Below are 24299 nucleotides of genomic sequence, written 5' to 3'. Positions count from 1 at the left end.
TCCGTAAAGACACGGGCATCGACATGATCGATTTCGGTGCTCTGCCGCCGGAGGTCAACTCCGCGAGAATGTATGCCGGCCCCGGTGCCGTGTCGCTGTCTACCGCCGCGGTCGCCTGGGACAACTTGGCCGCCGAATTGGACTTCGCAGCGGGCTACTACAGATCAGTGGTTGCCGGATTGACCGCGGGACGATGGCTGGGCCCTGCGTCACTGTCCATGGCATCCGCAATCGGACCGTATGTGGCATGGACGGTCGGGCTTGCCGCGCGCGCGGCGGAGTCTGCCAGCCAAGCCAGACTCGCCGTGGAGGCCTACGAGGCCGCGTTCACGACGACGGTGCCGCCGCCCGTGGTCGCCGCCAACCGGGTTCAACTCGCGACGTTAACGGCCACCAATTTTTTCGGCCAGAACTCGGCGGCGATCGCCGCCACCGAAGCCGAATACGGTGAAATGTGGGCGCGGGATGCCGCGGCCCTCTACGAATACGCCGCGCATTCGGCCATCGCTTGCGAATTGACGCAACTGGTCCAGCCGCCGCAGGTGGTGGACCCGGCGGGGGCGGCCACTCAGGCGACGGCGGTTGCCAACTCCGCGGCGGCATCGCCGGCACAGCAGCTGTCGCTGGCCAACCTGGTTTCCTCGATTCCTTCCATGCTGTCGGCACTTTCGTCGCCCGCTTCGACCCTGGCGGGCCTCAGCGGCTCGTCGGCTGGTTTCGACGTGGCGGCCTACGCATTGCCCTCCTGGTCCATGGCGGCGGCAACCCCGGTCTATGCACTGTCCTCCGTGCTCGGAATCGCCCAGAGCGGACAGGGTTTGGCGGGGGCCTTCACCGCTGTGGAAGGAGCCGCGGAAGGTGCGGCCGCCGAGGCGGCCGGGGCGGCAGCCTCGGGCGCCGAGGCGCTCGGATCGCTCGGACCCGGACTGTTGGGGAGCCTCGGCACCGCGACCTCGCTGGGCCCCTTGTCGGTGCCGGCGAGCTGGACGAGCGTCATTCCCTCAGCCCAGATGATGAGCTCCGTCACCCCTTTGTCGGACGCCGGCCTGCACGGAGCCGGCATGCCGCCAAGCGTGCTGGGCGCGGCGCCGCGCGCCGCCATGGCTGGTGCGGCGAGATCGGTCGGGCCCCGGTACGGCAACATCCCCACGATCATGGCACGCCCTCCCTCCGGCGGATACGTGTAGGCCGGGTGATGACCACGGACCGGCTCTTTCCCCGAGCACATTCAGCAGCGGCTACAGCCGGCGGCGTCGTCGACGGCGGCGGTTCCCCCCGCTACTGGTGGTCGCGGCGCCAAGGCAAGCAATCGTGCGTAGTCAGCTCTCACGTCAGCGGCGGGTGGGTGCCGGCGGGCGAGCACGGGATCTGCTGGCATGGAACGGAGTTCGACGTCGAATGGCCCCTGCCGGTCACAGCGATCTCGGAGGAGCACCTCGGCTGGCCCCTGGTGACGAGCCGATTGGCGGCGGTAACAAGGGCGGCATCATGCTGATCGCCCCCCCTGGAGCCCGGTGCCGCTTTGAGGTGTCATCGCATCACCAATCGCGAGAAAGCATCGCCATGATCCCCGATACGCGGCCCGCTGCCACTGTGCGAATGGCCCTCAGCGGCAACATCGTCGAGCGTCGCGAATTCGACGAAGTATTGTCGGTCATCGCGTCCCGCCTGCAGTCGGCATCGAGTGTCGGCTTGGCGGTGGGGTCGGTCAACCTCGACCACTTGTGCCATTTCCACAACGCCAGCACGGCGCAGGCCGGCGCGCTGGAATGGCTGTTACTGGCCGACGGCATGCCGATCTCCTGGCGAGGCCGGCTGCTCACCGGCAAACGGTGGCCTCGAATCACCGGCACAGACCTGCTCCCCGGCGTGCTGCTGTTGGCCGAAAGGACCGGTCAGCGGGTCGGCTTCTTCGGCGGCAGCGTCGAAACCCACCGCCTGCTCTCCGGTGTTCTCCGTGAACGTTTTCCGGCGCTTGCTATTTCAGGAATGTGGGCGCCGGACGCACACAGCATCGCGTCGTGCTCCGCCGAGTGGGCTGCGGCGATCCGCAATGCACGCACCGACATTCTGATCGTCAGCCTCGGCAAGCCGCGGCAGGAGCAGTGGATCGACCAGCACGGCTGCGCGTCGGGTGCCCGGGTCTTCCTGCCGTGTGGCGCCGCGATCGGCCACTTGGCGGGCAACGTCAAGCGGGCTCCCGGCTGGATGCAGGACTGCGGCCTCGAATGGCTCTTCCGGTTGATCAACGAGCCCCGCCGGCTGGCGCGGCGCTATCTGCTGAACGGTCCCATCGCCTTACTGCGCGTGACACGGGCACAGCTCATCCGCTACCCGGGCGCGCATCACGCGGTCACGCCGGTCGGCGCCTGCGCCGACCCGTCCGACACCGGCCAAGTTTGGGTGCAGTCCGAAACGACGAGTGTGTAGGCACAGGTTGACGGTGATGACCTCGGTAATCCAGCGGCCGACGAATGGTTCACCGGTCACCGCTTGTCCGACACCGCCGCAGGGTCGAAATTCCGGGCAACGCTGGCAGATCCAGTATTCGCACCGGATACGTGCCACCGATTCGCTGATCGTCTGCGGGTCGGTGATGCTCGCCCAATACCTGCGGTTCGGCGCCTACCCGGAACTTTCGGGTTACCCGGGCCCGCTGATGACGCTGTTCTCCTTGGTTTTCATCGGTCTGTGGCTGTCGTGTCTGACGATATTCAGGACAAGGTCGACGCACGTCATCGGAGCGGGGATCGACGAGTATCGACGCATCTGCAGCGCGTCGTTCTGGACGTTCGGAATCATCGCGATGGTGACGCTCCTCGCCAGGATCGAGCTGGCCCGGGGCTATCTGGCCGTTGCACTTCCCGTCGGCACCATCGGACTGCTGACCAGTCGCAGCATGTGGCGCAGATACATCTGCGCCAAGCGTGGGCACGGCGAGTACCAGACGGCGGTATTGGCGATCGGACACCGGCGCGAGGTTTCACGCATGGTGCAGGAAATGCAGTGCAATCCAGGCGACGGTTACGTCGTCGTCGGGGTATGCATACCGGGATACGGTCCCCCCCGCGGCGAATCCCTGACGGCCGGAGACCGCGAAGTACCCATCCTCGGCGACGAATCCCACGCGCTGGACGCGATCGCCTGCTGCGGTGCGGACGCCGTGGTGGTGACCCAGACGGAGAAATTGGGTTTCCACGCGATCAGAAACCTGATGTGGCAGTTGGAAACGACGGATGTGGACCTGACGGTGTCGCCGGGGGTCGTCGACGTCGCCGGGGCACGGTTGACCCTGCGGCCCATCGCCGGATTCCCGCTTCTGCATGTCGAGAAGCCGCGATACGAAGGGACCCAGCGGTTTCAAAAGCGCGCGTTCGACTTCTTCTTCGCGCTGGCAGCGCTCTGTGCATCGTCGCCGCTTCTGGTCGCGTGTGCGATCGCCATCAAGCTGACGAGCAGAGGACCTGTCTTCTACCGTTCCGAACGCATTGGTCTCAACGGTCAGCCCTTCACGATGCTGAAGTTGCGCACGATGACAACAGGCGCCGATGCCCAAGTCGACCGTCTGCTGCACCTCAACGAGGGAGCCGGCGGGATCTTGTTCAAAATGCGTGAAGACCCGCGCATCACACCCGTCGGCAGAGTACTGCGCCGGTTCAGCCTCGACGAACTGCCCCAGTTCATCAACGTGCTGAAACAGGAGATGAGTGTGGTCGGGCCACGGCCGCCATTGCGGCGCGAAGTCGAGAACTACGACCGTCATGTCAATCGGCGGCTGCTGGTGAAGCCGGGCGTCACCGGAATCTGGCAGGTAAGCGGCCGTTCAGAACTTTCATGGGACGAGTCGGTCCGGCTGGATCTGTCGTATATAGACAACTGGTCGATGGCGGGCGACCTCATGATCATCACCAAAACGGTGAAAGCGGTTTTAGCAGGCCACGGGGCATACTAGGTGGAGTGAAACATGCCGATCTATAACCGGAAAAGCTCACCGCATCAACCGATTCACCGTCCGGTTTGCCGGTCGCCGTTTCTCCCGCCGCCCCCGTGTCCCCAACCCCCGCGCAGGCACCGCGGCCGATCCGGCGCAATCGTCGGAGCCGCCTTTCTGGGAGCCGGGATCGCGATGATTGCCGTGTTCTCGCGACTGCAGAGCAGCGACTTCAGTTCCCAGGACAGGCACTATCTGGCGGTGATCCGCAATCCCTGCGAACACAGCGAGGTCTTGGACACGACTCGTTGCAGCAGTTGGGGCCAGCAGCGGTGGCACTGGCCGGATAACAAAACACTGGTCAAGGATGCAAACGACGTCTGCGCGGCGGAGGCCGGTGCCCAGTGGGAGGAGAAGATCCGGACCGGCGGCAGCTTGATCGCGGCACGCCATCCCGCTTTCTTCGATTTGCAAGTTGGGGTGGAGGAGGTCGCGGCGCGCAATGTCTATTGCCCGAACGTGATTGCGCCCGCCGGCGAGAGCCCCGATCTCGCTGCGGCGACCGGGCTCAAGGGTACGCCGTGACGGTTTCTGCCACCTACGCAGCGTTCTTGCCACGCCGCTCCCCCTACCGCCGCTCTCCGAGCACCCGCACTGCCGGCGACGGCGCCCTGGCCGCGAAGTGTGGGCCGGCTTCGGTGTAGGCATCTCGTCGGCGCCCGCGCAGAGGCCCGCGTCCAGGCCATGCCGGCCGCACCGCCGGTCATCACCGTACGTCGGCGACCGCCACGAGAGCGGCACGAATTCGCGCAGCGCGCGTCCACGTTCTGGTTTATTAGAGGTGCAAGCCGCCTGAGCAGGCATCTGAGCAGGCATCTGAGCAGGCATGGAGAACACGAGGTGGCCCCCGGTCATGACTGAGCCGACCGCACCCGGAACGGGCGCGCCGGCGATACCCGTCGCGCGGCTGGCCCATGCGTTCTCGATCCAGCTGGTCTGTCGGACACTCGGGATGCTGGCCTCGGCGGTGTCGGTGGCGATGACCGCGCGGTTTCTGGGCCCCGGACGCTACGGCCAACTGACCGTGGCGGTCGCGTTCGTCGGCATGTGGATCAGCCTGGTCGACCTGGGTATCGGTCGCGTGATCGTGCGCCGCGTCGCCGCCGGAGGCGCCGACCTCGAACGACTCGTGCGGGTCTACAACGGACTGTCCCTGGTGTACAGCGTGCCGCTGGCGGCATTGGCAGCGGGCTCCGGGTTGCTTCTCTACCACGATCACGACGTGCGCGTGATGCTTGTGGTGTTGTCGGCACAGCTGCTCATGTTGACGATGACGACACGGCTGGAGCCGGTTTTTCTGGTCACCGTGCGGTTTTCCGCGGTGGCGATCTCCGACCTCGTCAGCCGGCTGGCCACGCTGGCCGCGGTGACTTTTCTGGTGTTCGAACGCGAGGACGTCATCTGGTTCGCGGTCGTACAGCTGATTCCGACAGCGTTGCAAGTTCTGATCCAGAGCCGTGCGGCCGGACGGCACGTGTCGTTGCGACCGGTCTTCGCGCCGCGGGAGGCTGCGGATCTGTTGCGGGACAGCTTTTTTCTGATGGGGGTGACGGTTATCACCGTCCTGTACTGGCGCGTCGACGGGGTGATCTTGTCTTTGGTGAACACGCATACGGAGGTCGGCGTCTACGGGCTGGCCTTCTCGATCGCGATCAACACCCTGATCGTGTCGGTGTTCTTCCTCAAATCCACACTTTCGACTGCCACGGAGCTGTTTTCGCGTGATGTCGTGGCATTTGCCGGGTTCATCCGCCGCAGTGTCGAGTTGATGTATTTTCCGGCGGTCCCGATCGCCGTAGTCGGCGCGTTGGTCGCCGGACCTCTGATCGCATTGTTCGGCAGCCAGGCGTTCGTGGAGCGCGGCGCGCCGACGCTGACGTTGCTGTTGACCGCGGTGGCACTGCGCTTCGTCACCACCACCCTCGGCGAGGGTCTGTTCGCCAGCCACCACCAGCGGTTCTGGTTCGGTTTGTCCGCCGCCACCTTGGCGATCAACGTCGTGCTCAACCTGGCTCTCGACGGCCGGTTCGGCGCCGTGGGGGCGGGTGTCGCATTGGTGTGCACGGAAGCGTTCAACATGACCGTCGCCAGCTGGTGGCTGCGCCGCCAGTGCGGTTACCGTACGCCGGTGATGTTCTTGCTGCGGGTGCTGATACCGACGGGAGCGAGTGTCGCGGTGACGGAGCTCCTTTCGGGTCAGCACGTCGTACTGGTTCTGGCCGCCGCCGCCGTCGTCTACCTCGCGACCAGTGCGGCGGTCGGCCCGCTCACCTGGTCGACGATGTCCTCCCTGCGCCGGATGCAGGCGACGCCATGACCCGTCGGGAGCGGGCCTACATGACCCGTCGGGAACGGGCACAGATGAAGCGCCAGATGGACCGCGCCTATCTGCGCCGACCGGCCCGCGGCAGCGTCGCGCCGCATTCCGAGCGCCCGCTCGCCGTGCTGATCGTGTCCCACGCGCCCCACGAACTGCTCGAGATGTGCCTGGGCAGCGTCGCCGAGCAGGTACCCGAACTACCGGTTTACGTCTACCACAGCGGCGCCGACCCAGATCCCCGTCGCGCGCAACTCGCCACCCTGTTCCCCGCGGTCCACTGGGTGCTGCGACCGGCAAACCTCGGCTCCTGCGCAGCGTTCAACGCGTTGGTGGAACAGACGCCGGGCGGCACCGACCTGTTGTTGCTCCATGCCCACTACCGCCTGCAGAGCCCGTTGGACCGCACCCGTAAGTTGCTGCGCCGGCCCGGCGTGGCCGCCGTTTCGCCGATGGTCCGTGACGACGCCGCACCCGGTCGGGAGCCGTGGGACTGCGCGACACGCCGCCGGACACTGATTCGCTCGCTGGTCGCGGCCGCGGGCTACGCCGAACCGCTCCGCGGCACCCCCGTGTCACACCTCCATGCCCGGCAGCCTCCCGAATCCGAAAGCATAGAAGGCTCTCTGAGCGCCAACTGCCTGGCGATCAGTCGGGCGGCGTGGGACGCGATCGGCGGCTTCGACGAGGAATTCCTCGGCCACGGTGAGGAAGCCGATTGGCAGGACCGTGCCCGCAGGGCCGGTTGGCGCATCCTGCTCGCCGACGAACTCGGGGCAGTCCGCGCTCAGCCGGCGCCCGGCGCGGTCGGGCGCGGAAACGATTCCACGGTCGGTCGCCTAGCGGCTGGTCAGCGCCGCGACCGGGATGTGGAACGCACCAACACCGCCCTGCTACTCGAACACCAGGCCGGCGTGCACGCCGCGGACCTGTTTCTGGTCGGCACGACGCTGTTGGAACGACTGCAGCACCCGAAAACAGCTGTGCGGGTTCGTGATCGCCGTCGCACAGACCTGCCGGCGATCGTGATCACCACCAACCGCCTCGTCTACGGGGGCGCCGAGCGGCAAAAAGCCCTGCTGGCCGCGGAATTGGACCGCCGCGGCTACCCGGTCACCATCGTGTGCATGCAACGCTTCGGCCCTTTGATCAAGGAAATTCCCCGGGGCGTGCGCGTGGTGCGCCAGCCCTGGTGGGCGCCGTTCGTCGACCTGCCCACGGGTCCGGCGGTGCTCATCGGTGGCGACACCAACACCGAGACGGGATTCGCCACGTTGTGGCGCGCGGCATCCCGCGATCGGCGCTGGCTGGTCGCTCCGCATGTCCCTCCCGAGGAGGACCGGCCGATCTACTCGCGGCCGCTCGCCGGGGCGATGTGCCGCGCGGACGGCTTCGTCGCACTGGCACAACGTCATTGGGAGATGCTTACGGCTACTCATCGGCTCAGCGGACGGTGCTTCACCGCACCCAACGGCGTCGCCGGGACCGGCTCGCCGACCCCCCGCGTCCGGGCGGCCGGCGAGCCGCCACACCTGGTGATGCTCTCCCGGATCGTCGAGCACAAAAACCCGCATCTGTTGATCGACGCGCTGGGCGGCCTCACCGATGCGCGGTGGAGGCTTTCGATCTTCGGTGACGGTCCTGATCGGGAGCGGTTGCAGGCCCTCACCCCCGCCGGGCTGCGCGAGCGGGTGCGGTGGTGCGGATGGTCAACGGGCCCGGGACCCGCACTGGCCGACGCCGATCTGCTCTGCGTCCCGAGCCGCTCCGAGGCATTCCCGCTGGTGATTCTCGAGGCCATGGCCCGGGCCGTTCCGGTTGCCGCGTCGGCGGTCTGCGCCGTTCCGGAGATGCTGGATTTCGGAGCAGCCGGCTTTGTCGTGGAGCCCGTGTCGGTGTCGGGATGGCGCGAACACCTGGCCCGGATCCTGGCAGACCCCGCCATTCTGCCGTCCGTTGGCCTTCGCGGCTTCGAACGCATGCGCAAGCACTACACCGTGGGGGCGATGACCGACGCCTATCTCGACGCCGTCAACGCCGTACTGTGATCGCGCCTCGAGTGCTGTGGCTTTCGCCGTGGATGCGGTCGCTGGCGCGCGTGCAGGCCGAAGCTCTGCGCCGCCGGGGAACCGACGTGCTGTTGGTGACCACCGACCAGCATCCGGAGTCCGACGCCGCGCGCGAGTACGAACTGGTGCTCGAACCGGGTTTACGAGCCGCTGCGTCGTGGCCCGCTATCTTCGCGGCCCGGCGCCGCGTTCGCGCATTTCGACCCGACGTGGTGATCACCGAACTGGTGCGCGATCCCCGCTGGATCGCGCTGGCCGGCCGGACGCCGCGGATTCAGCTGGTGCACGACGCCGGCCCGCACGACGCCGTAGAACAGCGGCGGGCCTACGAACCGGTGATATTCGACCGATGGGGCGCCCGCTCGGCCGCCACCCTGAGCTACAGCGGCTACGTCGCAGCCGCCGTCGCCACTCGCCGCGACGTAGCCGGCACGCGTGTGTATGTGTCGCCGCTCACCAGCGACCTGGACCCCACGCTGGTTCCGCCGCTGGTGGGGCCGCAAGGACGACACGGCTTCGCCATGGTCGGCCGACTGTACCCGTACAAGAACGTCGATGTCGTGCTGGCCGCCTGGCAACGACACGTCGACGGCGGCGGCTGGCGCGGCGACGACCTCGCGCTCATCGGCGACGGACCTGGGTACGAGGGCGCCCTGCCCGAACACACGCACCGGCTCTCCGGCTGGTACCGCTACCGCGACGTCGTGGCGGTACTGGCCGCCGCGAAAGGGTCGGTCACCCACTACCGGCGTGCCTCACAAAGCGGCGTTCAGGTGCTCTCGATGCAGCTGGGCGTGATGCCGATCGTCTCCCCCGCCGGCGGCCTGCCCGAATACCAGCCTCCTGGCTGCCCGCCTGTCGGTGTGGACGACGTGGCAGGGCTCGCCGCCACCTTCGATGCCCTGGCAGACCCGTTCACCGCGGCGACCCAGGGCGCCGCGGCGGCGCGCCACTATGCGCGCCGATTCGCCGTCGACCGCGTCGTGGACCGCTTGCTGGACGTCATCGCCGAGGTGCTGGCCGGTGCGGTGTGACGGCGAAATCGGCATACCCGTTCACCCCTTCTGGGCGACCAGCGCGACATTGTCCGAGAAAAGACCGAGCGTGCACAGCAAGGTGCCACACCAGCGGCGCAACGCAGACGCGGGCAACAGCCCTAAAATCTTTTCGACTGACGACTCGATCCGCAGGAATAAGAATCCCAACTTGTCAGAGTCAGCGAAATTTCCGGCGCCCAGGATCGTCACGAGCACACGAAATCTCCGGGGCACGAAACCACAGTGGACAGAGACGAAACCGGCCCGCCGCACCGCCTCGGCCAGTTCGCGGTTCGTATATTCTTTGAGGTGCGTCCCTTGTGGTTCGGCGATTTTGAAAACACGAGAAACGTCGTGTGGTCCGGTATATCTGTTCGGCGTGTTGAATACATATCGCCCACCCTTCTTTAGGATGGAATGGACGCCCCGCAAATGACAATCCAGATCGTCGGGATGAAGATGTTCGATCACTTGATCGGAGACCACGGCATCGTAAGTCCCGGCCGGCTCGAAGGCGCCCAGGTGCACACCGTCCGACCTTCCCCAGGAAAGGTTCGGGTGCGCGTCGGCCACCAGCGCTTCTCCGCGTTTGCCGGTGATCTCGCTCCCCTTGCAATGGTGGCCGTTGCGGGCCAGGAACACAATCAGGTCCCCTTGCCCGGATCCGATTTCATAGACCGACTTCGGCGGTGGACCGACTAATTGCAACCATCTCGCGAATCTTTCAGCGGGCGGTGCGGTGTCGGCATCGCCGGAGAACTTGTTGAGCCAGTCCAACTCGTCGTAAAGCCGCGTGTAACAACGATCGAAGACGCCCGATCTTTCGCCGGGGGCGGATTGAAGCAATTCTGCCGTCAGTTGTCTTTCAAGCTGCCAATGATGCAAAATCATCCGCCGGGTAATATCGACCTCGGCCGGGATGCTGTAGATCTTCTTGTAGCGGGCGATCAACTTTTTTTCCCTGGGTTCCATCAAGCTTCTATCCCTAGCTTCGCGATGAGCGGCCAACGGCGCGGGACACGGTACTGCGTGAACACCCCGGCATCGACATTTCAGCGTCGCCGTGAAATGCGCCCGCTGCGCACCACGATGACCACGGCACCGACGACGGCCACGGCGAGCCACGCTCCGCCGAACCACCACAGCCAGCCCAGGCCGGAGTTGCTTCCCGGTGTTGCGCCCGCAGCGACCACGTTCCTGGGATCGACGGTCACAGGATCATGCCCGGGCACGGACACCACCGCGACACCCCTGATACCCGACCAGTGCTTCCTGTCGCTGCCGAGCCACCTGAGGAGTTCGTCGAGCTGCGCGGGCGCGCCGTTGGACGTCGCGACCAGCAACGACCGGCCACGGTCGAAGACCGCTTGCAGGGAGCCGAACTGGATTGTCGGGTCCAGTGAGAGCGTGGCCGGCTTGCCGTCGGTCCCGAAGGCGTTGAGGGTGATCGGCCCGCTGGACCCCGCGGACACCGGTAGCACGACGTCGGGATGGTTCCATCCGTCCGCGGCGATCACCACGGCGGGATCGGAGGATTCGAGCGCTTTTTGCGGCGTCGTCACGACGGTGCCGATCGGGATCGAGCTGATGCGCTGCAGGCCCACCATGATGTCGGCGGCACGCGCGGTGTCACTGAAGGAGTGTGGCTCGATGCCCACCTGTACCCTGGGCATGAGCGCCTGCGGCACAGAACGCAGGCCGTCGGGCACCGGCGGCTTGGCCGGTCTGCTCTGCACGACGGTGTCGCCGTCGATGGTCAACGTGAGGGCCCGGTCTCCGGCGCCGACGATGGAGAAGTCGCCGCAACGTCCGGCGTTGGCCGCAAGATCCAATGTCACGTCAAGGGCGGTCCATCGCTGCAGCAGCCGATCCGGGACATCGACCCAGCGGTCGATCACACCATGACCGTCGGTGGGCCAATGGTCGATGGTCTCCTGTCCGATCGCCACGGCGATCTGGCCGCCCATGTCGGCCGGCGTCGGCGAGTAGGAACCCTGCAGGTGTACCCGGACCGCGTGGATGGACCTGCCAAATCGGGTCTGGTCCAACGGGATCGACACCTGCGGCCGCAGCGCCGTGGACGTGGCGAAGGGCATGCCCAATTCCCGCAGCGTGGTGCTGTCGCCGGGCAGCCGGACGCTGGGCTTCAGCGATCGCACAGAAGCCCGCGAAGCAAGGGCGAGTCCGGACAGATCGCTGAACAGCAACGCCGCGTTTGATTCCTCGGTCGGCCCCAGAGTGCCCGAGATCAACAGCCACGGCACACCGGTCGCACCCTGCAGGGAAAGCCCGTTGTCCGGCCCCTCTTTGACGACAATCTGCCGCTCCTGCGGTCCCGGCGGCGTCGGCGGCGCCGCCTGTCCGTCCCCCAGCGGGGCCACGACGATGTCGGGATCCTGCTGGCCGTAGTGCGCGGCCAGGGAGGTGGCGAGTTGAATCGCCGTGTCGGACTCTGCGGGCGAAGGCGACCGCGGCACGAATATGGTGATTTTGCGCAGCACCGGGGGCAAGAATTGGGCCACGGTGATGGGCGGTTGCTCGACCCCGGTGTAGCTGATCGATGCGCGGACAAGACGCAACGGGCTCCACGGGTAGACGCAAAACCCTTCTTCGGGGACGAGATATGCGCGCACTGACAACGTCACCCAGTCGTCCACCACTTCTGCCCCGGTCAGCGGTATGACGATCGGCGCCTGATCGGCGGTGGGCAGGTTCATCCTCATGATTTCGCGATCGTCCTGGGCGACGGAGATGATTCCCGAGCGAAAATTGATCGGCGGCTCGACGGTCGCATTCAATGCGGACGGCGTCAATCCGTGCGGGACCGGTACGCTCAACTGCGTTATGCCGTCTAATCCGTAGAAGACCATGTCTGAGTCGAACCCCAGATCCTTCAACGGCAGAGTCAGCCTGGCGGTCGTGTCGGTTTCGGCAGGCTCGGTCGTCGTATCCGGTTCGTCGGGTTCGGCCCACGATGGCGGCGCACTCAGGGCCAGGAATCCGATCACACCGGCCAGTGCAATGGCTCTGCCCAGTGACTTCGGCATCCTCACCCGATCAGTATGCATTGCTCATTGGACTTCAACCCAATTCATTGATGGTTCACTCTGCCCAGGGGTGCGAAAACCGATCCGGCCGGGGTTCCCGCTATCGCGCCTCACCGCCGAAATGTCGACGTGAATTGAACGAATTCAACGCGCGAGGGAGGCGGCAACCGGGTGAACGCAGATATCCGTCATGACCGTGGATCGGCGATCTTCCCGGCGGGGTCCGGTCCGGTCGCGGTGACCATGCCGCCGGCCGGATCGGCCCGCGCCGTGCGGGCCCTAAAACCCTGAAGGCCGTGACATGTGTTTGCTAGGGTCTCGACTGACTCCGGCGCCGCCGCCGGGGATTCCCCAGCGGGATGCAGCAGGCCGCAAGGAAGGACGCCGTCGGGTGCGCGAAGCACGGCCGCCGAGAGAGCGTCGTCCGCCGCGTGGATCGGCTCGCGGGTGAAGGCACCGGCGGCGACACGGCAGCCGATCCGGGTGCTCACGATCGGCAACGCACCGGCCGGGCCCGACAGCCGCGGCGGCATGGCGACCGTGATGCGATTGATCATCGAGGACACCGACCCGCGGTTCCACATCCGCCTCGTGACCACCTATGTCGACGCCTCCGCCGCGACGCGGCTGCGGACGGGCATCTCGGGCATGCTGAAGGCATCGGCGCTGCTGTTGTTCGGGTCCGTCGACGTCCTACACGTCCACTACTCGTGGCGCGGCAGCATCGTGCGCAAGTCCGTCCCGTTGTGCGTCGCGCGACTGCGGGGCGTCCCGTCGATCGTCCACGGCCACACCTCGCATTTCTTCCCGTGGCTCGACGGCCTGCCGCCGCCGCTGCGACGCGCCGTGCGGGCGGCGCTGCGCGCCGACTACTCGGTCGTGCTCGCCAGATCCCACATCGAGAAGTCCTGCACGCGGCTGGGATTCGACGAATCCCGCACCCGGCTGCTCTACAACCCGGTGGTCATGCCTGCCGCCACGCCGTCGCCGCGTTCGGGTCGGCCGTTGCGCGTGCTATCGCTGGGCAGACTGGGCACCAACAAGGGAACCTACGACCTTGTCCGCGCGGTCGGCATGCTGCGCGACGACATCCGGGCCAACGTGCGGATCACGTTGGCCGGTGACGGGGATGTGGACCAGGTGCGCGCATTGGTCCACGCCAGCGGGCTGGAGGACATTCTCGCCGTCGTCGGCTGGGTCGACTCCGCCCAGCGGGACCGACTGCTGGCCGACTCGGCGATCTTCGTCCTGCCCAGCTACAGCGAGGGACTGCCGATGGCGGTGCTGGAGGCCATGGCCAACGGGGTGACGCCGGTGACCACCGCGGTGGGCGCGATACCCGAGGTGGTCACCGACGGGGTGCACGGCTTGCTGGTCAGGCCCGGCGATCCCGTCCAACTCGCGGCCGCGCTGCAGTCGCTCGTCGCCGATGCCGACCTGCGCAACCGCCTGGCCGCCGCCGCGCACGCGCGTGCCGGCGAGTTCGACGTCGCCCACTGGCGGGAGGCGCTGCACGACTTGTGGCTCACCGCCGCACGCCAGGGGGCCGGGGGGCCCGGAACGCGGCGGTGAGCCCGTGGCCGCTGCCGTAGCGGCGCGGCAGCCCCCCGGAGACCATGAGCCGGAAGTAGGCGAATGACGAATCGCTGCCCACTGCCAACCGCGGCAGCGCCAGCGGGTCACAGTGCGCATCGGCGAATCCGGGGGCGGTCGACAACGCCCAGCGCACGCCGCGGCCACGCAGGACATCCTTGGCGCGCTCGTCGAAATCATGCAGGCGGCCGTTGGGATACGCGAAAATTGTGGGCTTCGAACCGGTCTCATGTTCGAGCACCGAGCACGAATCGACGATCTCGCGCTCGACGTCTTCGTCGCTGCAGCGCGCCAGAATCGGATGGGTCACGGTATGGGGATGCAGCGTCACCAGGCCGTCGCTGATGATCTCGTGCGCTTCGCCCCAGGAGAGCATCTCGAACGGGCCCGGTTCGCCGTCGCGGTAGCCGAGCACCGCGAGAATCTGCTGCAGCACCGCGATCCGTCGCGCGTCGGCCAGGTCTTTGAGCCGATCAACAGCGGCCGCGTAGACCCCGCCGCGGGCCGCGGTACCGCCGAGGGAACGTGTGCCCAGTCCCAGCGCGCTCAGGTCGACCTCGGTTGCGGTGGTGCGGGCGATGGCCAGCCAGAGCCGGTCGGGCCACAGGGTCTGGTCGCTGCCCATCGGACCTGTCGCCACGAACACCGCCGCGGGAAGCGTCAAATCGCGTAACACCGGGACCGCGTTTGTCGCCAGGTTGCGGGTGCCGTCGTCGAACGTGATGGCCACAGCGCGCGGCGGCAACGTCCCCGCCGCTAGCCGATCCAGGGCCTCGGCGAGCTGCAGGACGTCGAAATGCGCGCGGAGATAATGCAGTTGACGGCGAAAAAGCGCCGAGCCGAGCACATGCCAGCAGGGCGGCGACAGTGGTTCGTGTTCGACACCGTGGAACATCACGATCAGGAGCCGGTCGCGGTGGCGCCGCCGCGCGAATGCCGGGACCCCGAGGGCGCACAGCAGTCCGGCCGCGACGTTTTTCGTCCACGTGCGGATCGCGGCCGGCGCGAACTCCCTGACCCCTGCCATCATCTGTGAGACCCTAGCCCCGTTTTCCGCACCGATCGAGCGCCGGGCCTGACCTGGAGACCGATGACCGCACCGCCGGCGGTCACGCGCACCCCGGACACCTGCGGCCCGGCGCGATGACGCAGGCCGACAACAGATCCCGGCTGCGGGACGCCGGTCCGATCCGGCCGATGCGGTGGGGCCGCGACGCGCCGCGGCGGGCCGTGAACCGGTGCAGCCATCGCCACCACAAGCGCGCCGAACCGTGGATACGGTCTAAGGTGGCGACGTGGCCAGGCCGAGCGATGAACGGCTCCCCGAAACCCGTCGATCGTTCGACGGGACCGCGACGCGTGGCCGCCACTGCTACCACGGATTTCGGGCCGAGGTTGCGGCCGGCCGGTGCGAGCACCTGCCGGTGATCGCGTGAGCGGGCCACTGCGGGACATCCTGTGCCCGGCGCGTCTGACACACATCGTGGATGTCGGGGCGAGCCGGAGCTGCGGCGACTGGCCCTACACGCCGATGCTCGAAGCGGGTTTGTGTCATGTGACAGGCTTCGAGCCGGCGCGCGAGGCGTTGCTCGCCCTGCAAAAAGCGTGCGGGCCCAACGAGTCCTACCTGCCTTACGCTCTGGGTGACGGCACCACGCAGACCCTGAAGGTTTGTCCGGCTCCGGGCGGGATGACCAGCTTGCTCGAACCCGATCTGACAGCGCAAGGACTTTTCACGCTCTTCGATCCGTTCGGCGTGGTGGTCGATCGCGTCCCGGTCGACACGCACCGGCTTGACGACATCGATGAAATCGAGCATCTCGATCTGCTGAAGATCGACATCCAGGGAAGCGAGCTTTCCGTCTTCGAAAATGGCCGGAACAAGCTGGCCGGGGCGGTGGCAATTCAGACCGAGGTGTCGTTCATCACGTTGTATCAGAACCAGCCCTCATTCGGCGAGGTTGATGTGGAGTTGCGGCGTCAGGGGTTCCTACCGCACTGCATTGCCGGAGACGTCAAGAAGTGGATGATCGGCGACTTCGCTGTCGGCGGAAATCCCGAGCGGGCGCTGAATCAGATCCTGGAAGCCGATATCGTCTATGTGCGTGATTTCTTCCGTCCGGACGGGATGACCGACGAGCAATTGAAGCATTTGGCGCTGATAGGGCACCACTGCTACGGGTCCTACGACTTGGCGTTTCGCTGTGCGCGATTGCTGGAGGACAGAAACGCGGTGCCGGCAGGCGGCGCGCAACGTTATCTGAAAAGCTGCAAGAGTTCCTTACGGGGCAAAAGAGCGCGCTGGTGGGCGGAGTACAACGTGGCACGCCTGAAACAGCGCGGACAAAAATGGGTGAGGTCGGCGGCGCCGAGTTAGCAAACCGGCTGGAGTGGCGCCCCGGCAGTTGATGCCGCGCAGATGTCTACGGTCGCCACGACCGGGGCGCCGCGCGCACCGGGAACGCTACAGTGAACTGGTGCTCACCCTCGAGACGATAGTCGCCGAGGGCCTCTTCATCTGCCCACGCTGCGCCGGCCCGGTGCGCCCCGCCGACGGATCATGGCGTTGCTCGAACGCGTCCTGCCGATACGCCGAGGAACCCTTTCCCGTGGTTTCGGGTGTACCGGCACTTGTCGACTTCGACCGCAGCGTGCTCGACGCCGACAAGTTGCGGGCTTCGGGGGGTGCATCGCCGATCCGCCGGACCAGGTTCCACCGCGTGCTGAATCGACTGCTCCATCCGGCCAACACCACCGCGTCCGCCGGCGTTGCCCGCATGCTGCGTCTGCTCGGGGCCGATGATGACGCGGCGCGGCGAAGACCCCGAATTCTCGTGATCGGGGGCGGTACCCGGGGCGACGGCCTGGCGGCACTGTATGCCGAGCCGGCGGTCGATCTCATTGCCTTCGACATCTACGTCAGCCCCGCGGTGCAATTCGTCGGGGACGGACACGCGATCCCGCTGGCCGACGGCTCCGTCGACGGCGTGGTCATCCAGGCCGTGCTCCAGCACATGCTGGAGCCCACGGTTGTGGTGAGCGAGATCCACCGCGTTCTGCGCAGCGGCGGAATCGTCTACGCCGACTCGCCTTTTCTCCAGCAGGTGTGCGAAGGGCCCTACGACTTCACCCGTTTCACCGATAGCGGCCACCGGTACCTGTTCCGCAGCTTCGAGTGCGTCGACTCCGGCTGTGTGGCCGGAGCCGGCACGGCGTTGCGGTGGTCGCTCGACTATTTCGTGCGGGCGCTGACCCGATCGGTCCGGGCCGGCAGAGTCACGTCGCTGTGCTTTTTCTGGCTCAGCTACGTCGACCGAATGCTCGACCCGGGGCATTCACTGGACGCGGCCAGCAGTGTTTTCTTCCTCGGCCGCAAGAGCGCCGCCCCGATCACGCCGGCCCAGATCATCGGCTACTACCAGGGCCGAACGTGAGGGCCTTCGGGGCCGCACCGGCACCGACTTCGCAAGCCGCCGAAGTCAGACGCGCGCAGCCGCATACGCCGGCGCCGGGTTGACACCGATCCGGGCCCCGTCCCGGCCCGTGCTTGCCATGCCGGCGAACGCCGTCGTCGCACCGAGAGCAAGGCCCAGCGCCAAGGCGTCGATCGGCATCTCCGGCAGCGGCCACACGGCCGATATCGCCAGGAGTGCGGCGCTGACCGCGGCACTGATCTTCGCCGGCGCCGACGCACGGCGCAGCGCACGGATCAGCGGAGTGAGGGCGAACAGAGCGAACACCACCATGCCTACCGCCCCGGCTTTGACGCACCACCACAGGTAGAAATTGTGCGAGTAGGTGGGTTGGTACTTGGTGCTGAACTCGTCGTCTCCCGACGGCAGCTGATAGACGTAACCCAAGCCGTGGCCGAACACGGGTGCCCGGGCGATCGCGCGGTTGAGGTTCCTGATTTCCTGCAGCCTGTCCAGAGTCGACGTGTCGACGGCGAGCGCCCCCGTCGAAACCCCGCCGAGCACCCGGTGGTTGAATGCGGCGAACTGCTTTGCCAGCCATACTCCGCTCGACGAATCGCGCAGCACGAACAGTGTTCCTGCGACCGTCACCGCTGCCACCAACGCGGTGATCACCGCAAGGGCGGCCACCCGGCTCAGGCTCGCCCACCTGAAGCTGGAGAGCAAGGCCACGATGGTGGCCACCGCCAATGCGATCAACGTGTTTCGGCTGACGGACAGCAGCGTGATGATCAGCGCCGGAGGACCCAGTGCGAGAAACACCGCGGGCCTGATCTGCCCGACGACCGCGGCGGCGGCCAAGCCGGCCAGTACGGCGACGGCCAGAGATTGGGTGGAGACAATGATGCGGAGGGCATCGCCGGCGTCGGTCCCCGTCAGGTTTTCCGCCCGGCCGGCCAGCCGGACGGCATGCAACGAACTCACGACTGCCATGCCCGCGGAGAACCACAGGATCAGGACCATCGTGCGCACCACCCCCTTGACGTACCCGCCGTACACGACCAACAACGCCAAGATGTACCCGCCGATCATTTCGAGCAGGGTCGTCGATTCGAGCATGACGATGTCGGCGGCATGTCCGGTGACCACTCCGACGACGGTGAAGAACAGCACGGTCAACGTGAGCAGTCCGGGCAACAGGTAGTCGGCGAACCGCAGTTTCACGACCGGAAGCAGATAGCAGATCGCCAGCAGCAGCGCCACCTGGTAGGCGTTGATCACGCCCGGGCCGACGACTTTGCCGACGTGCAAGCCCGCCGGCAGCGCCGCGAAAGCCCAGAACAATGCGACCCCCACCATCGCCTCCCGTTTAGCCCAGTAAACGACCAGACTGAACATCGCCGCGATCAGCAGCGCTCCGTGGACGCTGTCGCGCACCGAGAACACCCCGACCAGGAAGCAGCCGAGCAGGAAAAGCCCTAGCGTCAATCCAGCCACCGCGAAGCGGTAGCGACCCCCCATGTAGAGGATCACGCCGGTCTCCTGGCTTTTACCCGATAGGTCTGGGCCGCGGCCCTGGTATGTGCGGGCACGCGGGTGTCGGTCAGCACGACCCCGACGACCTTCGCGCCCGCCAAACGCAGGGCGCTCAACGCCTCGGTGAGTTCGTCGATCGTGGTCCGCCCCGCCCGCACGACCAATACCGTGGCCTGCGTGGCTCCAGCCAAAAGTCCGGTATCGGCCGTAGCCAGCACCGGTGGGCCGTCAACCACCGTCTGGTCAAAGTGTGACGACAGTTCCGCCAGTACCGTGTCGATGACTTCCGGAAGGTAGGCGCTGCAGGGCAAAGCGTCGCGGCGGATGGATCGCGCCGCGAGGATGAACAGCTTCGACGTCGCCGTCGGCTTGGTGGCCTCCGCGGCGATGTCGGGGTTGGCCAGCGCGCTCGCCAACCCTTCCCCCGATGCGACCTTCAGCAGACTGGCGATCACGGGTCGACGAATATCGCCCTCGACCAGCAACACATCTTCGCCGAGTTCGGCGAAGGCCATCGACAGATTCAGCGCCGTCGTCGTGGTTCCTTCACCGCCGAACGGCGCCGCTATCAGCACCCGGCGAACGTCGGGCCCCATTGCCCGGAGCAATCGGGTGCGCAAGCCGCGCACGGCGTCGTCGAAGGTGACGTCGGTGCCGAACCGCGGCGCGGTGCCGCGCTTTCCGGGCAGCTCCGCCAAAGTCGGCAGACCCGTGACTTGTTCCACCTTCGCCCGGTCACGCACGCTGCGATCGCTGGCGTCGCGGGTCAGCGCCACCGCGATGCCCAAAAGCACTCCGGCGATAAGCCCGATCGCCATGTTGCGCATCGGCACCGGCCTGCTCGGCCGATCGGGTATCTCGGCCTGTTTGACCACCGTCGCCTTGGCGACCGGTCCCGATTCATTCGCCCGCCGCTCACCCGCGTCCAGTGGGACAAGATTCGAATCGAGCGTCGCGACCACCCCGGCAAAAGAATCGGCCATCGCCGCCGCGAACAATGCGGCGCGCTTGGGACCGGTGTCGGTGACGGTAATGGTGAACAGCATCGATTTCGCCGCGTACTTCACCTCGGTTTCGCTCACCAGAGTGTCGGGGCTGACCTGGAGCTGGAATTGGTTGACCGCGCGTTCTGCCACGGCGCGACCACCGGCGATCTCGGCATACGACGACAATCGGTCCAGGGCGGCCTGCCCGCCGTAGTAAACGTCAGTGAGGTCGGTCGCCCCGGAAAAGGAGATGAGAATTGTTGCCGAGGACTGGTATGCCTTGTTCTGAAAGACTGTGACGACCGCCGCACCGACCAGACACGCCAGCAACGCGCTGACGACGAGTTTCCAGCGCACGAGGAGGATCCGGACAAAGGTGCGGAAATCCATCCATCAACCTTCCTCGATACGGGTCACGCGAATGGCGTTGGTCCTCTGCACTGAATACCGCGACGCAAATTCCAGTGGCATTATGCCGCATCGCCGGCGGGTGACATCCCAAAGCAGTCCCGCCGCCTGAGCGGGCAACGCATTGTGCCGCCTCGTGCCCGCCGGCCGATCATCCTTGCGGAAGGAGCGTTCCGGTGCTCCCCACGTCCAGCGTCGCAATCGGATACGACCCGGAGTCATCCCGCCCGTCGCGCGCCAACTGCATGGGCGGATAGTTCACCACGTGTGAGGCGCCGGGTACGTGCTGTTGCCAGTCGACCGATGCCCGCAGCGTGTAGCGTCCCGGCGACAAGCCCGACAGGTCGATGCGCACCACCTCGGTGCTGGAAGCCGGGACCACCGCCCCGCGCGACGAGCCGGGTTCGTCGTGAACGAGTTTGTCGAGCTGGACCTTTGCCGGTAAGGCCCACACCCGTTCCCCGGAGGAATCCACCAGCTTGTAGACCGGTGCCCACCGCTCGAAGGCGGCCGCGGCACCGTAGTTGGTCCACACCACCGGCACGGTCACCACCTTGCCCGCCACCGGGTACGGCTTCGAGACACGTATCGCCTGCGATCCGGGCCGGGCCTCGACCGAATACCGATAGCCGGAAGAAGCGTTGGCCTGCGCCCAGAGCGCATACAACGCCGGGTCCATCGTCGATGCCGAATCCCGGTCCGGGAAGTCGAAGCTCGACATCATGCCCACGTGATAGCGGACCACGTCGTCGAGGCCTCTCCGGTAGTACGAGTGGGGGTCGGATCCGCGGGGCAGCTGGCACCACTCGGTCATCACCAGCGCCGAAGCCAGCCGCTGTTTGATCGCAGCGACGACCGGATCGTGGGTCTGCACGTAGTGAGATTGGGCGGACTCAGCCCATTCCGGCAGCACCGGGTAGACACCGAGGCAGTCGGAGCGAATCCCGACCGGCGCGGACAGTTTCGCGGTCACCTCGCCGGAGAGCATTTGGCGCACGATCTCCGGATTCGGCGGGTTGACCACCAACTGTTTGTGCGGGAAGGCACCCACATTGGCAGCCACCAGTTGCCGAATGGCGCCGACGGTGATGCTCTGATCGCGGAATTGGCTGTAATACCCCAGTTCAGCGATGCTGCGGTCGGGAGCCGGACCCGGCGCACCCAGCGCGCTGCGCAGATAAGCGACGTGGTTCTCGCTGAAGTCCCCGTACCCGGAGAACTCGAACACACTGAGCCGCTCATCCCGGTCATAGCGGCGCCCGAGCGCGGCGAGCAGATGCGAAAAAGCATTCAGGTAATCGGGGTTGTTCCAGTTGGGCACAACCTGCGTCACCCAGGCCTCGGGACTGTTCTGCGGTCCCGGATAGCTGGTGGTGGCGCCCGGACTGGCGGCGACCCAATCGGGAACCGCGATATTCGTGTGGTTGGGATAGAACTCGTCGCAACAGGAGTTGTACGCGAACACGCGAAGGGTCAGCCTCATGTTGCGTTTTTCCAGCTTCGTCAACGCGTCGTCGATGATCCTGAAGTCGAATAGACGGTCGTCGGGAGAATCGGCCGGTAATGTGCGCGGGTCGACGGGTTGCAGCTGACGCCATGAGACGCGCAGGCTGGCGTCGTGGGAGCCGGGCCATGCCGGATACTGATTGTCGGCCGGATTGCTTTGCGGGAAAAGCGGCTCCAAGAGATCCTCGTACTGACCACGCAACGGATTGGATATCTCGCGAACGGTATTCGGTAGTTGGTGGCTCACCAGCGCGGACGACCTCAACCTGGCGCCGCGCGCCCCGGACAACGGTCCGTAGTTGATGTGCGCGGCACATCCGCTCAACAACGCACATCCGCCCAACAACACCGTCGCGCATGCGGCCACGACCGGCGCGATCTTCTGCAAGGGACGGGATGGCCTCGCGGTGGCCGCACAGCTCGGTTGGCCCGCGCGGCGAATCACGATGTTACGCCTCGGGCGACCGGCTACGCTCATTGCCCACCTCGTTACCCGTCGTGAACCGCGCAGCGGGACGCGGCGTCGGACTTCTTATTTAACTCCGGCGGCGCGACTTGTAAACCCGTTCGAGAGGTATTTTCCGTAGCCTCCAGAGGACTGCTGGATGGGCAAGCAGCAAAGGGATTCCGGCTTGATGCCCCCAGCGCCGTGCCGGCTCCCGCACCGGACCACGTGGGCTTACCGCCGCCCGGATGGTGGCCGGGCTCCGTTCATCGCCGGGTGAAGTGCGACGCGTCGCTTGGGATGTCCAGCGTCGCAAGGGGATAGCCGCCGGAGCCGTCTCGTCCGTCGCGCGCCAATTGCATCGGCGGATAGTTCACCACCCGAGAAGCGTCGGGTTTGTGCTGCTGCCAGTCCACCACCGCGCGCAGCGTGTAATGCCCCGGTGACAAACCCTCCAGGGCCACAGTCACGGATTCGGTGAACGACGCCGGCGCCGGTTGCGCACCGGAATCTTTACCCCCGGAAGCGAGCAGATTACGTAGGACAACGGTTGCCGGAATCGTACGGACCACCGCTCCCGAGAAATCCACCAGCCGGTAACCGGGTACCCATTTCTCGGTAGCCGCGGCGGCGCCGTCGTTGGTCCAGGTGACGTCGATTTTCGCATTCCCGCCACGCAGCGACTGTGAACCCGGGCGGGCTTCCACCGAGTACCGATACCCGGCGAACACGTTGGCTCGCGCCCACAACACATACAAATCGGGGGCCATCGGTGCGTCCGAATCCCGGTCTGGAAAGTTGTAACTCGCCGTCATCGACACGTGGTAGCGCACCACGTCGCGCAACGCCTTTTCGTAGTAGGACCGCGGGTCGGTTCCATCGGGTAACTGGCACCACTCGGTGACCACTGGCGCCGTGGCAAGCCGGTTTTTCAACTCGTCGACGAGCGGGTCTTTCGACTGGACGTAGTACGACCCCTCTGCGTCTGCCCACACGGGCAGTGGCGCGTAAACACCGAGGCAATCCGAGCGTATCCCCACCGGCGCGGACAGTTTCTTGGTGACGTCCTCGGCGAGCAGTTGGCGCACGATTTCCGGGTTCGGCGTGTTGACCAGCAATTGAGTGTGAGGGAAGGCGCTCACGTTGGCCGCGACCAGCCGGCGAATGGAGTCGATGGTGATGCTCTGATCGCGAAACTGGCTGTAATAGCCGAGCTTGGCGACGCTGTCGTCGGGCGACGGGCCGGGGGCGCCCAGCACGTCTCGCAAGTACGCGATGTGGTCTTCGCTGAAGTCCCCATAGCCGGAGAACTCGAAAACGCTCAGCCGCTCGTCGCCGTCGTAGCGCCGTCCGAGCGCGGCGAGCAGCCCGCTGAACGCGTTCAGGTACTCGGGGGCGTTCCAGTTCGGGACCACATTGCTCACCCCGGGTGTCCACCACACTCGTTCCGGCCCGGTGTAAACGGTCGCGGCAGGGCGCATCCAGTCCGGAATCGCAATGTTGGTGTTGTCCGGATAGGACGCGTCGCAACAGGAGTTGTAGGAATGCACCCGAAGCATCAGCCGCATGTTGCGGTCGCCCAGACCGGCCAGCGCATCGTCGATCACGCTGAAATCGAACTTGCGATCGTCGGGGGCGTCGGCGGGCAGGGTGCGTGGATCGGTGGGCTGCAACTGCCGCCACGAGACACGGATGCCCGCGTCAGAGGACGCGGGCCACGCCGGATACTGCTTGTCCGCCGAATTTCCCTGCGGGAAGAGCGGTTCCAACAGGTCCTCGTACTGGCCGCGCAACGGACCGGGAACGTCTTGAACGACGGCCGGAATGGCCGGACTGACTATCGCGGACAGTGGCCCGGGGTTGACATGCCCGCCACCACACCCGTCCAGTGCCAGCGCCATGCACAGCGCCGACACCCATTTCCTCGACAAACGCAACATCGCCGATAAGT

18 protein-coding genes are annotated in these 24299 nt (G+C 66.3%); 11 read left to right on the top strand and 7 right to left on the bottom strand.

Annotation, left to right across the window (positions count from 1 at the left end; all coding sequences use genetic code 11):
- The first annotated feature begins 23 nt into the window (after positions 1 to 23).
- The 7 genes from ACOJVU_RS04850 to ACOJVU_RS04820 all read left to right on the top strand — a co-directional run bounded on the left by ACOJVU_RS04850 (position 24) and on the right by ACOJVU_RS04820 (position 9411).
- Entirely contained in the window at positions 24 to 1187 is a 1164-nt protein-coding gene (locus tag ACOJVU_RS04850; RefSeq protein WP_421528738.1) for a PPE family protein, read from the top strand.
- A gap of 154 nt (positions 1188 to 1341) precedes the next feature.
- Entirely contained in the window at positions 1342 to 2430 is a 1089-nt protein-coding gene (locus tag ACOJVU_RS04845) for a WecB/TagA/CpsF family glycosyltransferase (RefSeq protein WP_421528737.1), read from the top strand.
- Between the two features lie 16 nt (positions 2431 to 2446).
- Positions 2447 to 3952, top strand: a complete 1506-nt coding sequence (locus ACOJVU_RS04840) for a sugar transferase (RefSeq protein ID WP_421528736.1) — start codon at positions 2447 to 2449, stop codon at positions 3950 to 3952.
- 174 nt (positions 3953 to 4126) lie between these two features.
- Entirely contained in the window at positions 4127 to 4516 is a 390-nt protein-coding gene (locus tag ACOJVU_RS04835) for a DUF732 domain-containing protein (RefSeq protein ID WP_421528735.1), read from the top strand.
- Positions 4517 to 4844: 328 nt separating this feature from the next.
- Positions 4845 to 6308, top strand: a complete 1464-nt coding sequence (locus ACOJVU_RS04830) for an oligosaccharide flippase family protein (RefSeq protein ID WP_421528734.1) — start codon at positions 4845 to 4847, stop codon at positions 6306 to 6308.
- A 44-nt stretch (positions 6309 to 6352) separates the two neighbouring features.
- Positions 6353 to 8356, top strand: coding sequence for a glycosyltransferase (locus ACOJVU_RS04825; RefSeq protein WP_421528765.1), 2004 nt, complete (start codon positions 6353 to 6355; stop codon positions 8354 to 8356).
- A gap of 11 nt (positions 8357 to 8367) precedes the next feature.
- A complete protein-coding gene (locus tag ACOJVU_RS04820) occupies positions 8368 to 9411 on the top strand; it encodes a glycosyltransferase (protein ID WP_421528764.1) in 1044 nt (347 codons plus the stop codon).
- Positions 9412 to 9432: 21 nt separating this feature from the next.
- On the opposite strand, the gene ACOJVU_RS04815 is transcribed toward ACOJVU_RS04820, so the two are convergent.
- Positions 9433 to 10386 carry a class I SAM-dependent methyltransferase gene (locus ACOJVU_RS04815; protein ID WP_421528763.1) on the bottom strand — a complete coding sequence of 318 codons (954 nt, stop codon included), beginning with the start codon at positions 10384 to 10386 and terminating at the stop codon, positions 9433 to 9435.
- Positions 10387 to 10466: 80 nt separating this feature from the next.
- Positions 10467 to 12482 carry a hypothetical protein gene (locus ACOJVU_RS04810; RefSeq protein ID WP_421528733.1) on the bottom strand — a complete coding sequence of 672 codons (2016 nt, stop codon included), beginning with the start codon at positions 12480 to 12482 and terminating at the stop codon, positions 10467 to 10469.
- Between the two features lie 426 nt (positions 12483 to 12908).
- Here ACOJVU_RS04810 and ACOJVU_RS04805 point away from each other — a divergent pair, with 426 nt between their 5' ends.
- Positions 12909 to 14033, top strand: a complete 1125-nt coding sequence (locus ACOJVU_RS04805) for a glycosyltransferase family 4 protein (RefSeq protein WP_421528732.1) — start codon at positions 12909 to 12911, stop codon at positions 14031 to 14033.
- On the opposite strand, the gene ACOJVU_RS04800 is transcribed toward ACOJVU_RS04805, so the two are convergent.
- Entirely contained in the window at positions 13987 to 15084 is a 1098-nt protein-coding gene (locus tag ACOJVU_RS04800; protein WP_421528731.1) for a polysaccharide deacetylase family protein, read from the bottom strand. The two genes, ACOJVU_RS04805 and ACOJVU_RS04800, sit on opposite strands and share 47 nt — an antisense overlap.
- A 265-nt stretch (positions 15085 to 15349) precedes the next feature.
- On the opposite strand from ACOJVU_RS04800, the gene ACOJVU_RS04795 reads away from it, so the two are divergent.
- The 3 genes from ACOJVU_RS04795 to ACOJVU_RS04785 all read left to right on the top strand — a co-directional run bounded on the left by ACOJVU_RS04795 (position 15350) and on the right by ACOJVU_RS04785 (position 17488).
- Positions 15350 to 15490, top strand: a complete 141-nt coding sequence (locus tag ACOJVU_RS04795; protein ID WP_421528730.1) for a hypothetical protein — start codon at positions 15350 to 15352, stop codon at positions 15488 to 15490.
- Positions 15487 to 16431, top strand: coding sequence for an FkbM family methyltransferase (locus ACOJVU_RS04790; protein WP_421528729.1), 945 nt, complete (start codon positions 15487 to 15489; stop codon positions 16429 to 16431). The genes ACOJVU_RS04795 and ACOJVU_RS04790 overlap by 4 nt, the downstream gene beginning before the upstream one ends.
- Positions 16432 to 16531: 100 nt before the next feature.
- A complete protein-coding gene (locus tag ACOJVU_RS04785) occupies positions 16532 to 17488 on the top strand; it encodes a class I SAM-dependent methyltransferase (protein ID WP_421528728.1) in 957 nt (318 codons plus the stop codon).
- A 45-nt stretch (positions 17489 to 17533) separates the two neighbouring features.
- Here ACOJVU_RS04785 and ACOJVU_RS04780 read toward each other — a convergent pair whose 3' ends face one another.
- From ACOJVU_RS04780 to ACOJVU_RS04765, 4 genes are all read right to left on the bottom strand, one after another.
- Positions 17534 to 19000 carry an O-antigen ligase family protein gene (locus tag ACOJVU_RS04780; RefSeq protein WP_421528727.1) on the bottom strand — a complete coding sequence of 489 codons (1467 nt, stop codon included), beginning with the start codon at positions 18998 to 19000 and terminating at the stop codon, positions 17534 to 17536.
- Positions 18997 to 20379, bottom strand: coding sequence for a Wzz/FepE/Etk N-terminal domain-containing protein (locus ACOJVU_RS04775; RefSeq protein WP_421528726.1), 1383 nt, complete (start codon positions 20377 to 20379; stop codon positions 18997 to 18999). The genes ACOJVU_RS04780 and ACOJVU_RS04775 overlap by 4 nt, the downstream gene beginning before the upstream one ends.
- A gap of 169 nt (positions 20380 to 20548) precedes the next feature.
- Positions 20549 to 22381 (bottom strand): hypothetical protein, encoded by a 1833-nt coding sequence (locus ACOJVU_RS04770; protein WP_421528725.1) that lies wholly within the window; start codon positions 22379 to 22381, stop codon positions 20549 to 20551.
- A gap of 233 nt (positions 22382 to 22614) precedes the next feature.
- Positions 22615 to 24288, bottom strand: coding sequence for a hypothetical protein (locus ACOJVU_RS04765; RefSeq protein WP_421528724.1), 1674 nt, complete (start codon positions 24286 to 24288; stop codon positions 22615 to 22617).
- Positions 24289 to 24299: the final 11 nt, after the last annotated feature.

Source organism: Mycobacterium sp. THU-M104 (genome assembly GCF_049197365.1).
Lineage (GTDB): Bacteria > Actinomycetota > Actinomycetes > Mycobacteriales > Mycobacteriaceae > Mycobacterium.
The sequence above is the reverse complement of the archived record's forward strand: the minus strand, read 5'-3'. Positions and strand labels throughout refer to the sequence as shown.

Excerpts from the sequence above, each read along its gene's own strand:
- ACOJVU_RS04815 (WP_421528763.1), bottom strand. The coding sequence starts at position 10,386 with ATGGAACCCAGGGAAAAAAAGTTGATCGCCCGCTACAAGAAGATCTAC.
- ACOJVU_RS04770 (WP_421528725.1), bottom strand. The coding sequence starts at position 22,381 with ATGAGCGTAGCCGGTCGCCCGAGGCGTAACATCGTGATTCGCCGCGCG.
- ACOJVU_RS04800 (WP_421528731.1), bottom strand. The coding sequence starts at position 15,084 with ATGATGGCAGGGGTCAGGGAGTTCGCGCCGGCCGCGATCCGCACGTGG.
- ACOJVU_RS04775 (WP_421528726.1), bottom strand. The coding sequence starts at position 20,379 with ATGGATTTCCGCACCTTTGTCCGGATCCTCCTCGTGCGCTGGAAACTC.
- ACOJVU_RS04830 (WP_421528734.1), top strand. The coding sequence starts at position 4,845 with ATGACTGAGCCGACCGCACCCGGAACGGGCGCGCCGGCGATACCCGTC.
- ACOJVU_RS04835 (WP_421528735.1), top strand. The coding sequence starts at position 4,127 with ATGATTGCCGTGTTCTCGCGACTGCAGAGCAGCGACTTCAGTTCCCAG.
- ACOJVU_RS04765 (WP_421528724.1), bottom strand. The coding sequence starts at position 24,288 with ATGTTGCGTTTGTCGAGGAAATGGGTGTCGGCGCTGTGCATGGCGCTG.
- ACOJVU_RS04850 (WP_421528738.1), top strand. The coding sequence starts at position 24 with ATGATCGATTTCGGTGCTCTGCCGCCGGAGGTCAACTCCGCGAGAATG.
- ACOJVU_RS04825 (WP_421528765.1), top strand. The coding sequence starts at position 6,353 with ATGAAGCGCCAGATGGACCGCGCCTATCTGCGCCGACCGGCCCGCGGC.
- ACOJVU_RS04840 (WP_421528736.1), top strand. The coding sequence starts at position 2,447 with ATGACCTCGGTAATCCAGCGGCCGACGAATGGTTCACCGGTCACCGCT.
- ACOJVU_RS04810 (WP_421528733.1), bottom strand. The coding sequence starts at position 12,482 with ATGCATACTGATCGGGTGAGGATGCCGAAGTCACTGGGCAGAGCCATT.